Source organism: Litorimonas taeanensis (assembly GCF_003634015.1).
Taxonomy (GTDB): Bacteria; Pseudomonadota; Alphaproteobacteria; order Caulobacterales; family Maricaulaceae; genus Litorimonas; species Litorimonas taeanensis.
This window is the reverse complement of sequence record NZ_RBII01000002.1, coordinates 598377-613303: the sequence shown is the minus strand read 5'-3', so window position 1 is coordinate 613303 and position 14927 is coordinate 598377. Positions and strand designations below refer to the sequence as shown.

The following is a 14927-nucleotide window of genomic DNA, read 5'->3' as shown; positions in this document are numbered from 1 at the left end:
ATTCCTTTTATTTCATGCCCACCATAACGGGACTAGCTACGGATTCGGCGACTTGCCCAGCCTGTGGCCACGCACAATAATCTGCCGCATAATAGGCGCCTGGGCGGAAATTGCCTGATAAGCCAGGGCCGCCAAATGGTAGTGACGAGGCCGCGCCGGTTGTCGGCTTATTCCAGTTTAAAATGCCCGCCCGCATCTCAAGACCTGCACGATGCCAAAGGTTTTTATCTTGGCTCAGCAATCCGCCAGACAAACCAAAGCGCGTATCATTGGCTTTAGCGATAGCTTCGTCAAAAGTTTTAACGCGGTACACTTGTAACAGAGGGCCGAATAATTCTTCGTCTTCAACATCAGAGGCGCCGCTCATTTCAATCAGGCCTGGGTGAACAAAGGCGCCCTCAACTTGTAACGGCACAATAGGCCTACCCCCCGCTTCGGTTAAGGCTTGTTCAAATTTCAACCCATTTTGAGCAGATTGCTCGGAGACAACAGGGCCCATGAAGACGTCTTCATCCCATTTACCGACAGTGACTTGTCCGATACGGGCTTGAATCAATGATAAGACATCATCCCCAAACGCGCCTTCGGGTAAAATGAGCCGCCGCGCACAGGTGCATCTTTGACCTGCTGAAATATAGGCGCTGAAAAAGGCTGTGTCGGCGACGGCTTGGCTATCGCCATCCCAAGCGATTAGTGGGTTGTTTCCGCCCATTTCTAGGGCAAGAATAACATTTGGGCGGCCTGCAAAGTGCTTGTGAAAGGCTGTGCCAGTATTGGCTGAACCGGTAAATAAAAGACCATTAATGTCTCCATTTAAAAGCGCTTGCCCTGTCTCGCGTCCACCTTGCACGACGTTTAAACAGCCCGGGGGTAAGCCTGCCTCTTCGAAGGCTTGCACGATTAATGTGGCCACGCTGGGCGTAAGCTCAGAAGGTTTAAAGACGCAGCTATTTCCTGCTAAAAGCGCAGGGACGATATGCCCATTGGGTAAGTGCCCCGGAAAATTAAATGGCCCAAATACAGCCATCACGCCATGTGGGCGATGAGTCAATGTTAGGGCGCCCTCATCTTTATCGCCCGCCCGCTCTGCTTGGGCGCGAATAGAATGACCAATCTTGCCGGCCATAGCTCCGACTTCTGTACGGGCTTCCCAAAGAGGTTTGCCCATGTCGCGGGAAATTGCATAAGCAATAGCCTCTTTTTTCTCTGTTAGCTTTTCAGCATATCGCTGTAAAATCTCTATACGCTCAGACAGCGGCGTAGCGGCCCATTTGGGTTGGGCTTGACGGGCATTGGCAATAGCAGCGTTTACTTGCTCGGCGGTTGAATCCTTCCCCTGCCAAACACTTTCGCCAGTCGCGGGGCAATAGCTCTCAAACTCACCCCCCTCGCCAGATGTCCATTGTCCACTAATAAATGTATCTGACATTTTATTGACCCATTAATTTTTTAATTGCAGGTGCGTCTATGCGGCCATCGGCAATACGGTTCAAAAGCAAGGCGGCAAGGCCCGCGCGTTCGGCTAGACTCTCAACAACCATGAATTCATCCGAAGAATGGATGCGCCCGCCGCGTACGCCCAGCGTGTCAACATTAGGGGTGCCTGCAGCGAAGACATTATTACCTTCACAAACCCCGCCCGTATCTTTGAAAACTAAATCAAGGCCAAGAGCTTTACCGGTGGCTTTCACATCTGAAAGCAATTGATCCTGAGCGGCATTACGAGGTTTAGGAGGACGGTAAAATCCACCATGACTATGGGCTGAAATGCCGTCGCGTTGTAAGACATCTGCTAAGGCGGCTTTGACAGCTTGTTCTGCCCATCTTGCATCTTCGGGCGTGGGGGCGCGAGAGCCCATACGCAAAATCGCTAGTTCTGGCACAATATTGACGGCATTCCCTCCATCAATGGAACCAACATTAAATGTCACACCTTCACGTTCACCGTTCAGAGCTTCTACGCGTAGGGCCATATCGGCTGCGGCGCTGATAGCGGAACGCCCCGCTTCGGGTGCGCGGCCAGCATGAGAGGCTTTGCCATGGAAGACAATATCCCAAATGCCCGAACCTTTACGCGCGCCCGCGAGGCTACCGCAATCCATAGCCGGTTCAAATGTAAGGCCGATATGGGCGTTTTTCGCGGCGGCATGTAGGAATGGCGAAGACGCAAAGTTCCCTGTTTCTTCATCAGGGGTAAGAATAATTTCATACCCAATTTGGTTTTTAAGCGGCCCAGCTTCAAAGGCTCGAAGCGCATCAATCATAACGGTAATACCGCCCTTCATATCGGCCAGACCCGGACCGTTTAAGGTCCCATTACCGAGATCTTTAATTTCAGTAAAAGTCCCCGCTGGAAAAACCGTATCGTAATGCCCCGTCAAAACAATGCGTAATGGGGCGTCAAGCCGGGCTTGGGCGCGAATGACAGGGCCGCTTTGAAATCTATCTTTCGTGCCTTTGTTATTAATTTCTTCAATTGGCTCAGTTGTTAGCAGTTCGACATTGGCCTCAAGATCCAAAGATATCGCAGATTGAATTAAAGGAGCCAGTGTATTCAAGCCCTCAGCATTCCAGCTTCCAGTATTAATTGAGGCCCACTCAAGAACACGTTCTAGCATAAATTCTTGCCGGGCCTTTACAGCGTCTAGGGCTGCTTTGTCTTCTGGGCTTAGATCAGAAAGGGAAATTAAGTCTGTAACGGCGTTCATTGAGCGCCTCCTTCCATTTGGAAATCATATATAGACCCTAGAGATAAGCGCTGAGTCAAATCATCCAAGGCTGTTCGGCATTCTATCATCAGTGCAGGGTCGCCTAGGTCATCGCGAGAGAGCGCCTCGCGATAATATTTATTCACCCATTCATCTAGGGATTGCAGTTTCGCTTCGTCCATAAGCATAGGGGAGTGAACCTGTTTCAACTCTTCATCTGTGAGCGGGACTCTCAGGCGGAGACAGGCTGGGCCGCCGCCATTTTGCATGGACTGCTTCAAGTCTAAATAATGTGCCTCAGAAACCGGGTTGTTTCCCGCGATACAGTGATCGACGAACGCTTTCGCAGAGGGTGTGTTCTCTACATTTTTGGGCAGAATAAGCCCCATTTTCCCATTCGGTAGAGATAAAAGCTGCGAGTTAAATAGATAGGACTGAATGGTATCTTCAAGAGGAATATCTGCCATTAAAAACTCAGGCTCAAACCCTAGGGGTTTAGCTTTCTCTCTTACGACATTCTGCATAGCCGCAACATCATCAAAGGCGTCTTTATGGAAGAACATGACGGTTCCATTTGTGACGCAGACGACATCATTGTGAAAAGCCCCTGCATCAATGGCTTTTGCCGACTGACGGAGGTAAAGCGTTGCGGCTTCATCCAGACCATGCAGGCGCCCTACGGCTTTACTGGCTTCTAAGGTTTGGCGTCCGGGAAACTTTGTTGATGGCTCGTCAGACAAAGCCTCACGCCCATAGACGAAAATCTCTAACCCTTTATCACCATGGCTTTGGCTCATACGATTATGATTTGCGGCGCCCTCATCGCCGAAAACTGTATTTGACGGCAGGGCAGGGTGAATGACGGCCTTTGGCAATATGGCCTGTAACAGCCGTTCTGTTTGCGGCGCCTCGATACTACGGTGCGGCATGGCCACGAGGTTCGCGGCTGTCAGGTGGACCTTACCATCCGCTGTATCAATTGATGGGGACACTGTGGCGGCGTTGGCTGTCCACATAGGGGATGCGCTCATAAGGTTCGCAACCAAAGCAGGGTTTGCTTTCCAGGCGCTTTCATGAACGGCGCTATCCGTCCCGTTAAATCCAAGGCCCCGTAAATAATACGTAAGTGGCCGCGCATGTGGCGGCATGACAGCCTGCGGTAAACCCATATTGACGAGCGTCCGCATCTTTTGGAGGCCCTGAAGGGCGGCGGCCTTTGGGTTTGAGATTGCGCCTTTATTACCCGAAGAGGCAATATTGCCAAAGCTTAGACCAGCATAATTATGCGTTGGGCCGACAAGACCATCTATGTTTAATTCAACACTCATACGTTTCTCGTGCGTAAAAATTAGCCGTAATAATGCGGCCGATTCTAAATCGGTGCGGGCTCTCGGGTTTGTGCGATATAGACAGGTGCTTCTGCTGAGGTCTTAACGATAGAGGCAGCATGGGCGTCGGCGCGACCTTCTTGCGGAATAGCCGGGCCAAGAGCGGCACGGAAATGAGCGCCTTCACCAGAAAAATGCATGCAAATTTCGGCACCTGCGGGGGCGTCTAGGCTTTTAACTCGCCGTGTGGACCGTGCAATCCAAGTGCTGTCTGTCGGACATTTCACAGCTGGGCCGCCGTCAAAAACGTCGCACATATCCGTGACTTGAAACCCGACAGATTGAAGCATTCTCATGGCGCGCGCCGAACTATCATGTGGGCGACCAGTACATTCCGTAACAATATCAGGTAATAAATTCAGCATAATCGGGATACCCGGTAAAAGGTCGACGATAAAGCGTTTATCAATTGTGCTCAGTTTATCAGCATTGTCAAAAGGCATATCGATAAAGCGGGACGCCAGATGTTTCCAAAAAGGCGATACGCCATTTTCATCAGTCCAACCGAGAATTTCAGCCATTAATCCATCTGAAAACTGATTGCGATTATTTCGAATATATCCAAAACGGCCCATGGATAAAAGTCGTGCTAATCCCGTGCCGCGCCCTTCTGGCCCCATGAATAAAGATGCTACTTCTGTATAGCCATTAAAATCCGTTGTCATTTGCAGCGTATCATAGTCAATGGCGAGGACGGGATTGGCCGAGCGGCCTGAGTGGTGATTACGTTTAAAATTATAGAAGGGAGATTCGACACCCACTTTTACAATGATGCCTGAAATGCCTAAAACCTTACTGTCACGTTCAACCACAAATATTATGCGATTTGCTCCGGGTTTTCCGGCTAAAGTATCAATCGTTTCTTGAAGCTGTTCTTGCACGCGTTCTCGCGTCCGCGGGACATTGGTTAGTCCTTGCACTCCGTTGGCTGTAAAGCCCAAAATCGCGTCAATATCATCGAGACACGCCACTCGGAATATATCGTTATGCTTTGTCAAACCGTTAGATAACCCTCTCCATAAAGATGGCGTTTCCCTATCTGAATTAGCGCGTCGGGTAAACCAATAAGACAGAGTTGTCTCACCCCATGGCCTGTTATAGCGTGGCGAGGGGAGAGACATATGAAAACAGCTTTAAAGTTATTAGTGGTCTTTTTTATAGGGATTATCTTATATTTGCTTTTTTTTCCTGTCCCTATCTCGCCACGTTCATGGCAGGCCCCCATACATAAAGGTTATATCGGCGCGTTTTCTCCGAATACAGGCTTAGAAAATTTAGCCAAAGCTCCGCTGCCAGAGGGCATTCATGGACCTGAAGATATTGTTGAAATGGAAGGTGAACTCTATCTATCCTCGCAAACAGGTTGGATTTTGAAATTTGATCCCCTTACTGATAAATTTATACGTTTTGCCAATACGGGCGGCAGTCCTCTTGGCATGGAATCAATGCATGGGAAGCTGATAATTGCCGACCCGTATGTTGGTTTGGTGTCGGTTGATGGGGCGGGGACCCTAGAGGTCTTATCGAATATGGTCGCAGGAACGCCTATCCTCTATGCAGATGATCTGGATATTACGTCTGATGGCCTCATCTATTTTTCAGATGCGAGCACAAAATTCGGCGCAAGAGCTATTGGATCGACCTTGGCGGCTTCATTATTAGAAATTATGGAGCATGGAGAAACGGGCCGGCTTTTAGCATATAACCCAAGTGATAAAACAACCCATATTGTGGCTGATAACTTGGCCTTTTCAAATGGTGTTGCGAGGGCCCCAAATGGAACGTCTGTTTGGGTTGTTGAAACAGGCAAGTACCGGGTCTTGGAAATTTCACCTAAGGGCGAGCGAAAGGTGATTATTGATAACCTTCCTGGCTTTCCCGATAATATTAACCGCGGCCCAAACGGGACTTATTTCATCGGCCTTGTTTCGAAAAGAGCCAAAGCTCTTGATAGCCTCGCGAATAAACCAAAGCTGAGAGAAATTATCTGGCGTTTACCAGAATTTATGAAACCCAAAGCCCAAGATTATGGATTCGTTCTGCAAATCGACTCAAGCGGAGAGGTTTTGAGGACGTGGCAAGATGCAGATGGTGTTTACCCAGCGACGACAGGGGCGCTCGTTGTTTCTAACGCCGTTGTCGGGGATAGATTATATGTGTCTAGCTTGGCTTCAAAAACTTTGGGATACCGACCCTATCCATAAAGGATAAGGTAACGAAAAATGGGAGAGTATTATGTCTGATCGCGAATTTGATATTATTGTTTATGGTGGCACTGGGTTTACAGGTCGCCTTGTGGCCGAATATTTGCAGTCTGAATATGGGGACACAAATTTAAAATGGGCAATGGCAGGGCGCTCTATGGACAAGCTTAAGGCCGTGCGGGCTGAAATGGGTGTCTCGGATAATGTGGACCTAATCGTCGCAAATGCTGATGCGCCTGACACGTTATCGGATATGGCCAAGCGAACGAAAGCCATCATTACAACCGTTGGACCTTATCAGCATTATGGCGAACCCTTGGTAAAAGCCTGCGTCGAATCGGGAACCGATTATGTTGATCTGTGCGGAGAACCAGCATGGATGCACGATATCATTGAGGACTATGACGCCGCGGCAAAAGAAAGTGGTGCCCGTATTGTCTTGTCTTGTGGCTTTGACTCAATACCTTTTGATTTGGGTGTTTACTTTCTACAGCGGCATGCCAAGGCGGAAACAGGCAAGGCATTACCAAAAATTCGAGGTCGTGTGCGTAAGATGAAAGGCACTTTCTCTGGCGGAACGGCCGCAAGCCTAGGCGGCACAATGGTGCGGGCACAAAAACAACCAGAAATTTTGGATTGGTTGAAAGATCCTTTTTCATTGGTGCCTAATTTCAGCGGGCCAACCCAACCCCATGGACGCAAACCTATTCATGAAGTTGACTTAGATTCATGGTCTGCGCCTTTTATTATGGCCTCTATCAATACAAAGAATGTTCACCGTTCAAATGCGCTTCTAGGTCACGCCTATGGCGAAGATTTTATTTATGATGAAATGATGTTTACGGGCCCAGGGGAACAAGGCGAAGCTATTGCCAAAGGAATTGCGGGAAATAAAAAACCCTTCGGCGAAAACCCACCTAAACCGGGTGAAGGTCCGTCAAAAGAAGAACGTGATAACGGATTTTATGACGTACTCTTTATTGGCGATACAGCAGGTGGTCAAAAAGTTATGGCGAGTGTTAAAGGCGACAAAGACCCTGGCTATGGTTCAACCTCGAAAATGATTGCGGAGAGTGCAATGGCTTTGGTCAAAGATGTCCCCCAATCTAAAACAGGGGGAGGCGTCTTTACAACAGCGCCTGTTATGGGTGATGCTTTGATAGACCGCTTACAAGCGCATGCGGGACTGATCTTTACAATCGAAGGGTAGTTTTCACTTTTCTTCTTCACTTTGCAAAGCCGTAATTTTACCTTAACCCAAAGACATGGAAAATTACGGCTTACTTTCTCTTCTCCCCCCGCTCTTGGCGATTATACTAGCCCTAGCAACGCGGCAGGTCTTTCTCTCGCTCTTGATTGGTATCGCGTCCGGATTTGTTATCCTGTCGGGCGGTAATTTACTGCAAGGCCTGTTGGATACATTAGGCGGTTTTGTTCGCGTCTTCGAGAGCAACTACAATACAGAGATTATTATCTTTACGCTTTTGATTGGGGCACTGATTGCGCTTATCCAGCGGGCTGGTGGGGTCGAAGGTTTCGTCACACGCGTTGTCAACTGGCTGCAAAGCAAAGCGGCTACAGCTGATATGAAAGGACAAAGGCGGCGGGTTGAACTCCTTGCTGTGCTGACGGGTATGTTGATCTTTGTGGAAAGTAATATTTCGACACTCACGGTTGGAACATTATACCGCCCGATAACGGATAAGCTCAATATACCCCGCGAGAAGCTGGCCTATATTGCCGATAGTACTTGCGCGCCGGCCTGTATCTTGATTCCGCTAAATGCATGGGGCGCTTTTATTATGGGCTTACTGCTTGAACAAAATATCGCTGAACCGGTTTCTATGTTGGCAGGGGCTGTGGCTTTTAATTTCTATCCCATGCTCGCCATCACAATTCTGATCTTTGTCATTCTAAGTGGTAGAGATTTTGGCGAAATGCGAAAGGCTGAGACCCGCGCTAAGACTGAAGGCAAGGTTCTACGCGATGGAGCCATACCCATGATCGCGGGCGATATTACAATGATGGAACCCAAAACAGGCGCGGCGCACCACGCGCGGAACATGATTATTCCACTGGTTACGCTTGTTTTGCTTATGCCTGTTTTCCTTGTTTACACAGGGTGGTCAAATGAGGGCGGCGCCTCGAATGCTTTTTTCGACATTATTGATCGGGCGTCTGGCTCCAAATCCGTTCTCTATGCGGTAAGCGGCGCGATTTTAATGTCTATGGTCATGAGCAAAGCTCAAGGCATAATGGGCATAAAAGAAATGATAGATATCATTTTAAAAGGCATGTCTGGCATGGTGCCGCTCGCCTTATTGATGGTGTTTGCTTTTGCGTTGGGCGATCTTTGTGATGCTTTAGGTACGGGGGTTTTTGTTGCGGAAAGCGCAAAACCTTATCTATCACCGGCTTTGGTTCCGGCTCTAATATTCCTCATTAGCGCCTTTATCGCTTTTTCAACGGGTACGAGTTGGGGCACGTTTGCGATTATGATAGCGATTGCCGTTCCGCTTGCGCAGGGCCTCGACACGAATGTGACCCTCGCAGTTGCGGCGGCGCTGGGCGGTGGTGTCTTTGGTGATCATTGTAGCCCCACTTCGGATACTTCGATTATTACGTCTATGGCCACAGCCAGTGACCATATTGACCATGTGCGCACACAGCTACCCTATGCTCTGGTGGGCGGCGCGATAACGACAATGCTATATTTAATTTTAGGTGTCGCGGGTGTTTAGACTTTTGACAATAGGCGTTTCTGCGGCGCTTTCGCTGTCAGCGTGTTCCGCAGGGGAGGCCCAAAGCGCCAAGACTTTAGAGGTGACTGAAAGTTTGTTTTCTGGGCAATGGGTGAATGATAGAAACTCGGCTGTAACCTTTACAGAAAAAGACGGGCTTTTATCTGGTTTCTACCAAACGGCTTTGGGGCAGCCCGATAAATCCAAACAATTTCCACTGACAGGTTTCGTAGAGGGTGACCAAATCACCTTTACCGTAAATTTCAAAGGTTATGGCTCTCTCACCAGCTGGACAGGCCAAATGAGCGAAGATGATAAAGGCGTTTATATTCGAACGTTGTGGAACCTTACCCGAGATGTCTCAGACGACAAAGAAGATGATGATTTATGGAACTCCATCACATCAGGTGCGAGCGACTTTCGTCGAATGAAATAGTTAAATAAAACTTATTTGTTCGCAAAGAGAAGTGAAACAAGAATTCCAATTAGATACGGAATACCCAGAGTGTATATACTTCCAAATAAGAGGAAGAAAAACGGCATGATAAAAATGAGTTTTATATCATCATGATCTACAAAGACCATAATGCCCGTCAAGATAAACCCCATTAAAATAAAAGCTAAAGCGACTGTAAAAATTCCAGCTAAAGCCATACGCCATTTAGAACGACATGGCTTCGGAGGCCATGCTAATGCTCCTGCAAAAAAAGCACTTATAGCCGCTGAGAAACCGTAAAGTAAGACTTCTGGAACTAGAAGAAAAATAGAGCCAAAATATTGCGCTGCAAAAAACAGGCAGGCTGCTGTCGTTCCGCTTAGGCTTGCTGCAGTAGCGAAAATCCATCGGGCTCGATTTGAATGAGCATCACAATAATCGCTTATGCGCGACATTAATCCACCAAATCTTCCCAGAACGCCTTTGCTTTATCAAAGAAGTTTTTGGATTCGGGGCTGATTTCATCGCCGCCTTCACGGGCAAATTCTTCGAGCAGGGCGCGTTGCTTTTTATTGAGCTTGGACGGTGTTTCCACGCCGAGCTCTACATACATATCGCCGCGCTGAGCAGAACGAAGAACGCTCATGCCTTTACCGCGTAGGCGCATGCGCTTCCCGCTCTGGCTGCCCTCAGGAATTTTCAATTTGGACCGTCCGCCATCAATAGTCGGGATTTCAACTTCGCCGCCAAGCGCGGCTGTCGTCATGGGGACAGGGGTGCGGCAGAACAGGTTAGCCCCATCGCGTTCAAACAATCCGTGTGGTTTGACAGAGACGAAAATATAGAGATCGCCTCGTTGTCCACCGCCACTGCGCCGAGGCGCCGCATCGCCTTGACCAGAGAGGCGAATACGTGTGCCGTCTTCGACACCTGCAGGAATAGAGACGTCGAGCGCCGTTTGTTGCCGCACTTGGCCTTGACCATCGCATTGATGACAAGGGTCCGATACATATTCACCTTGGCCGCCACAGGTTGAACAGGGCCGCTCCATTGTGAAAAACCCTTGCTGCGTGCGTACACGCCCTGCGCCGCCGCAGGTCGAACATGTTTCAATGGAGGCACCAGGTTCCGCGCCTAGGCCATCACAACGATCGCAGTCTTCCGCGATTGGGACTTCGATATCAATATCCTTGCCACGAAACGCGTCTTCTAGAGTAATTTCCATTTCATATCGTAGGTCAGATCCGCGCTGAACAGTTTGTCGTCCACGTCCGCCGCCGCCAAACATGTCGGCAAAACCGCCACTAGCGCCACCGCCGCCAAATATTTGACTGAATATATCGCCGAAGTCTTGGAAGCCGCCGCCGCCCATCCCGCCACCTTGTTCAAAGGCCGCGTGGCCCATACGGTCATAGGCTGCACGTTTTTGCTCATCCGATAAAATACCATAAGCTTCATTGAGTTCTTTAAAGCGGGCCTCTGCGTCTGGGTCGTCAGGGTGACGATCAGGGTGGCATTCCATAGCCTTTTTACGAAAAGCCGACTTTAAGGCTTTAGCATCAGCATTTTTTGCAACGCCCAGAATTTCGTAATAATCACGTTTAGACACAGCGCGTCCCTCTAACCTCTTTGACCCGGTTTAAAATCAGGTCGATTTGTTTGTCCCATAAATGCGATTGCGCAAAGGCCTTCGCATCTTTGCCCATGTGGGAAGTCTGCTCGGTTTCGTCAATAAGGCGCCGAAGCCCATTTGTGACATTTATTTGACTCATGCCATCGATGACAAGACCTGTTTTTTCATGAAGGACTGCTTCTGGCGCGCCGCCCGCTTGACCGCAAAGACTCGGAAGACCATGAAGCCCGGCCTCAAGATAAGTAAGGCCAAACCCTTCTTCATAATCTCCAATTTTACGGCCGGGTTGAATAAAGATATCGGCGCTTTCAAACAAGGCTGTTTTTTGGGGTCCCGCTATATGACCAACGAAGTGAATGTATTGGCCTAAACCTGCCTGCTCAACACTTTTCATTAGGCGTAATTTATCTTCGCCTTCACCTGCTATAATCATTTGCAGGGCATAACCTTCATCTCTCAGCGCCTTAACGGCCTGCACGGCTCTATCTATCCCTTTCAAAGGTATAAGACGGCAAAGAGAGAGGATGCGTGTGGACTGCTCTTTCTTTTGTGGCCAAAGCGTTTCTACAAAATGCGCATTTTGTTGTGTGGCCGGTGTTGGCAGGGAAACAGGGTTATTGATTATATGCAATTTCGGGGCAGAGATGGGCGGTAAATAAGGGCGTACTCTGTTGGCGGTCGGTTTTGAGACGGCAATTATATGATCGATTTTAGCAAAAGTTTTAATTAAACGTCTGGCCTTCGTTTTGTTTTTCTGAGGCCCGCCCAGCGGATATTCATTACCGTGTGCATATATCGTTACGGAGCAAGGTAAGTTTGGCGGTAAGTGCTCTGCGCTTCGCCAACTATCGCAAAATAAATGCGAAACTTTTTCTTGTTCGACAAGCTGCGAAATTAATTTCGCTTTTTGTCTTTGCCGCAAAGGTTTAAAGCTACCAAAGCGCTGCACTGTAAAATTGTAATGGGGGTTCTGGCTATCTCTGCCTTCGCGAGCCTTATCGGATAAGACCAAAACATCATGATGAATAGCCGCGGCTTTTGCGAGCCCTTCCATCAAGACTTGCTTTCCCCCTGCATCGGGCGGGAATGTTTGTACCGATAGAATTATCATGCCGGCAAAAATTTATAAAACAGCTTATCGTGCAAAGGGGTTGAGTTTTTTCAACAAGAGCTGAATACCGCCCCTGTTTTCTTTGCGGGCTAAAGCTTCTTCATTGATTAGGAATGTCGTTTGAATGACATAACGCTCCCCCGCAAAAGGAGGATGGCCATGCCAGCTCGTCTCTGATCTAGCGAAAGCAAACATATTCCCTGTTAAGGGGGTCATCTCATCCGCAAAATCATCCATGTCATTTTCGCCGTTCAAGGCACGTATGGCCCCGCCATAGGCTGGATCCCAAGTTTCGTTTAGATAGATTAAGCAGGTGCAAATTTTTGAAAGGCTGTCATTGTGAATACGCCCATCACTATCTTTAGACAATTTGCGTACTGTAATCATGCGCGGCTTGTCGCGAAGTTCAAGGCCGAGTTTATCTGAAAGTATTTCAGCTAATCGCGGTGATTGTAAATCGTCTATCAACCGCGAGAAAGCTCCATGAACGTCTAATTTAGAAAGCGGTAAATAGCCTGTCTTAGTAATGTTCGGGTAATCTTGTCTGACTGCTGCGCCGTCCTCTTCGGATAAACAGGCTTCGGCCATCAGATAGGTGAAAGGAAATGATTTCACCGTGCCGTTTTCTAGGCGGTCGAAGTCTAACATGAGAGACCTTTCTTGTCGTTGGCAGAACGGAATAGATATCGTTGCGGCAACACTATGTGTCTTGCCGCAAATAATAAACCCCGAAAACAGAGTTGGTAAAAACCAAACCTGCTTCGGGGTTTATTGTTAACGAATGCGAAGCGCTTAAGACTTGTCGTCTTCTACGTCTTCAAATTCTGCGTCAACGATATCATCATCGTCATCTTCGGCATCTGCTGCCGCAGACGTTGGGCCTTCATCTTCTTGAGCATTCGCATAAATTGCTTCGCCCATTTTCATGACAGCGGCCGTCAAGACTTGAATCTTATCTGTGATAAGTGCCGTGTCGTCTGTCTCTGCTGTTTCACGGAGTTCAGTGATGGCAGTTTCAATGGCCTCTTTGTCTTCGTCAGACAAGCTCTCGCCATGCTCTTTCAAATCGGCTTCGGCTTTATGTGTCAAAGCTTCCGCTTGATTCTTGGCTTCTGCGAGTTCGCGGCGCGCTTTATCTTCATCCGCGTTCGCTTCTGCATCTTTAATCATGCTCTCGATATCTTCGTCGGACAAACCACCAGAGGCTTGGATACGAATTTGCTGTTCCTTGCCTGTGGCTTTGTCTTTGGCTGACACGTTCACAATACCATTGGCATCAATATCAAATGTAACTTCGATCTGAGGCATGCCGCGCGGTGCAGGAGGAATACCTACCAAATCAAATTGACCTAGCAATTTGTTATCGGCGGCCATTTCGCGCTCACCCTGAGAGACCCGAATAGTCACAGCAGACTGGTTGTCCGCGGCGGTTGAGTAAACCTGAGACTTTTTGGTTGGGATTGTCGTGTTACGGTCAATCATACGTGTAAAGACACCACCTTCGGTTTCGATACCTAGGGATAGTGGTGTTACGTCCAAGAGAAGAACGTCTTTCACATCACCTTGCAATACACCTGCTTGGATAGCCGCGCCCATGGCAACAACTTCGTCAGGGTTCACACCTTTATGAGGTTCTTTACCAAAGAAGTCTGTTACGGCTTTTTGAACCGCTGGCATACGTGTCATACCACCAACCAAAACGACTTCATCAATATCGCCAGCTTTAAGGCCAGCATCGGCAAGCGCTTTTTTACAAGGCGCGATTGTGCGCTTGATAAGGTCCGCAACAAGCGTCTCGAGTTTTGCGCGAGTCAGCTTCATGTTCAAATGTTTCGGGCCAGATGCATCAGCCGTAATAAAGGGAAGGTTCACTTCATAAGTTGATGCAGAAGACAATTCTTTTTTGGCTTTTTCAGCTTCTTCACGAAGACGTTGTAGAGCCAATTTGTCTGATTTCAGATCAATGCCGTTTTCTTTTTTGAACTCTGAATTGAAGTACTCAACAATGTGCATGTCAAAGTCTTCACCGCCGAGGAATGTATCGCCATTCGTCGCCTTCACTTCGAAAACGCCATCACCGATTTCCAGGATTGACACATCAAATGTACCCCCGCCCAAATCGTAAACAGCAATAGTTTTGCCGTCTTCTTTGTTCATACCATAAGCCAGCGCCGCTGCTGTTGGCTCGTTAATGATACGAAGAACTTCAAGACCTGCAATTTTACCCGCGTCTTTCGTCGCTTGGCGTTGAGCATCGTTAAAGTAAGCCGGAACTGTAATAACAGCCTGCGAAACAGCAGAGCCAAGATAATCTTCTGCAGTTTCCTTCATTTTCGTGAGGATCATGGCAGAGATTTCAGACGGGCTTAAGGCGTTATCATCGCGGCCTTGAACATAAGCGTCGCCGCCTTTGCCTTCGACAATTTTATAAGGGACGAGCTTGGCGTCTTTTTTAACGGCCGGATCTTTGATGTTACGACCAATAAGGCGCTTCACAGCGAAATAGGTGTGGTCTGGGTTTGTGACCGCTTGGCGGCGGGCTGGAACACCGATAAGACGCTCTCCACCTTCGGTAAAGGCAACAACAGATGGGGTTGTGCGTTGGCCTTCTGAGTTTTCGATAACTCGGGGCTTGTCGCCATCCATGACAGCAACACAAGAGTTTGTTGTCCCCAAGTCAATACCAATTACTTTTGACATTGATGT

13 protein-coding genes are annotated in these 14927 nt (G+C 48.4%); 4 read left to right on the top strand and 9 right to left on the bottom strand.

The genetic code is table 11. From position 1 onward, the window contains the following. Positions 1-7: 7 nt before the first annotated feature. Genes astD through DES40_RS10840 form a run of 4 tightly spaced genes read right to left on the bottom strand, consistent with a single transcriptional unit; the run spans position 8 to position 5094 of the window. A complete protein-coding gene (gene astD, locus DES40_RS10855; RefSeq protein WP_121102007.1) occupies positions 8-1429 on the bottom strand; it encodes a succinylglutamate-semialdehyde dehydrogenase in 1422 nt (473 codons plus the stop codon). A gap of 1 nt (position 1430) precedes the next feature. Further along, on the bottom strand, positions 1431-2708 hold the full coding sequence (locus DES40_RS10850) for a hydrolase (protein WP_121102004.1): 1278 nt from the start codon (positions 2706-2708) through the stop codon (positions 1431-1433). Next, the gene (astB, locus tag DES40_RS10845; RefSeq protein WP_121102001.1) at positions 2705-4036 is read right to left on the bottom strand and encodes an N-succinylarginine dihydrolase; all 1332 of its coding nucleotides are present in this window, start codon (positions 4034-4036) and stop codon (positions 2705-2707) included. Before astB ends, DES40_RS10850 begins: the two co-directional genes overlap by 4 nt. 44 nt (positions 4037-4080) lie before the next feature. Next, positions 4081-5094, bottom strand: a complete 1014-nt coding sequence (locus DES40_RS10840) for an arginine N-succinyltransferase (RefSeq protein ID WP_170144966.1) — start codon at positions 5092-5094, stop codon at positions 4081-4083. A 123-nt stretch (positions 5095-5217) separates the two neighbouring features. On the opposite strand from DES40_RS10840, the gene DES40_RS10835 reads away from it, so the two are divergent. From DES40_RS10835 to DES40_RS10820, 4 genes are read left to right on the top strand one after another with little or no spacing between them, the layout of a single operon-like run. After that, positions 5218-6300 (top strand): SMP-30/gluconolactonase/LRE family protein, encoded by a 1083-nt coding sequence (locus tag DES40_RS10835; RefSeq protein WP_121101995.1) that lies wholly within the window; start codon positions 5218-5220, stop codon positions 6298-6300. A 31-nt stretch (positions 6301-6331) separates the two neighbouring features. Further along, positions 6332-7510: a saccharopine dehydrogenase family protein gene (locus DES40_RS10830; protein ID WP_121101992.1), complete on the top strand. Its 1179-nt coding sequence runs from the start codon at positions 6332-6334 to the stop codon at positions 7508-7510. 55 nt (positions 7511-7565) lie between these two features. Next, complete coding sequence (locus DES40_RS10825; protein WP_121101989.1) at positions 7566-9041, top strand: Na+/H+ antiporter NhaC family protein; 1476 nt, start codon at positions 7566-7568, stop codon at positions 9039-9041. Next, positions 9034-9477 carry an avidin/streptavidin family protein gene (locus tag DES40_RS10820; RefSeq protein WP_170144965.1) on the top strand — a complete coding sequence of 148 codons (444 nt, stop codon included), beginning with the start codon at positions 9034-9036 and terminating at the stop codon, positions 9475-9477. The genes DES40_RS10825 and DES40_RS10820 overlap by 8 nt, the downstream gene beginning before the upstream one ends. Positions 9478-9488: 11 nt before the next feature. Here DES40_RS10820 and DES40_RS10815 read toward each other — a convergent pair whose 3' ends face one another. The 5 genes from DES40_RS10815 to dnaK form a co-directional block, all read right to left on the bottom strand. After that, the gene (locus DES40_RS10815; protein ID WP_121101983.1) at positions 9489-9932 is read right to left on the bottom strand and encodes a hypothetical protein; all 444 of its coding nucleotides are present in this window, start codon (positions 9930-9932) and stop codon (positions 9489-9491) included. Beyond that, positions 9932-11086 (bottom strand): molecular chaperone DnaJ, encoded by a 1155-nt coding sequence (gene dnaJ, locus DES40_RS10810; protein ID WP_121101981.1) that lies wholly within the window; start codon positions 11084-11086, stop codon positions 9932-9934. The genes DES40_RS10815 and dnaJ overlap by 1 nt, the downstream gene beginning before the upstream one ends. Further along, positions 11079-12221 carry a glycosyltransferase family 4 protein gene (locus tag DES40_RS10805; protein ID WP_121101978.1) on the bottom strand — a complete coding sequence of 381 codons (1143 nt, stop codon included), beginning with the start codon at positions 12219-12221 and terminating at the stop codon, positions 11079-11081. The genes dnaJ and DES40_RS10805 overlap by 8 nt, the downstream gene beginning before the upstream one ends. A gap of 24 nt (positions 12222-12245) precedes the next feature. After that, the gene (locus tag DES40_RS10800) at positions 12246-12869 is read right to left on the bottom strand and encodes a 2OG-Fe(II) oxygenase (RefSeq protein ID WP_233345580.1); all 624 of its coding nucleotides are present in this window, start codon (positions 12867-12869) and stop codon (positions 12246-12248) included. A 144-nt stretch (positions 12870-13013) separates the two neighbouring features. Next, positions 13014-14921, bottom strand: coding sequence for a molecular chaperone DnaK (gene dnaK, locus DES40_RS10795; protein ID WP_121101975.1), 1908 nt, complete (start codon positions 14919-14921; stop codon positions 13014-13016). Positions 14922-14927: the final 6 nt, after the last annotated feature.

Coding starts and splice junctions, on each gene's coding strand:
- astD (WP_121102007.1), bottom strand. CDS start 1,429: ATGTCAGATACATTTATTAGTGGACAATGGACATCTGGCGAGGGGGGT.
- DES40_RS10850 (WP_121102004.1), bottom strand. CDS start 2,708: ATGAACGCCGTTACAGACTTAATTTCCCTTTCTGATCTAAGCCCAGAA.
- astB (WP_121102001.1), bottom strand. CDS start 4,036: ATGAGTGTTGAATTAAACATAGATGGTCTTGTCGGCCCAACGCATAAT.
- DES40_RS10835 (WP_121101995.1), top strand. CDS start 5,218: ATGAAAACAGCTTTAAAGTTATTAGTGGTCTTTTTTATAGGGATTATC.
- DES40_RS10830 (WP_121101992.1), top strand. CDS start 6,332: ATGTCTGATCGCGAATTTGATATTATTGTTTATGGTGGCACTGGGTTT.
- DES40_RS10825 (WP_121101989.1), top strand. CDS start 7,566: ATGGAAAATTACGGCTTACTTTCTCTTCTCCCCCCGCTCTTGGCGATT.
- DES40_RS10815 (WP_121101983.1), bottom strand. CDS start 9,932: ATGTCGCGCATAAGCGATTATTGTGATGCTCATTCAAATCGAGCCCGA.
- DES40_RS10805 (WP_121101978.1), bottom strand. CDS start 12,221: ATGATAATTCTATCGGTACAAACATTCCCGCCCGATGCAGGGGGAAAG.
- DES40_RS10800 (WP_233345580.1), bottom strand. CDS start 12,869: ATGTTAGACTTCGACCGCCTAGAAAACGGCACGGTGAAATCATTTCCT.
- dnaK (WP_121101975.1), bottom strand. CDS start 14,921: ATGTCAAAAGTAATTGGTATTGACTTGGGGACAACAAACTCTTGTGTT.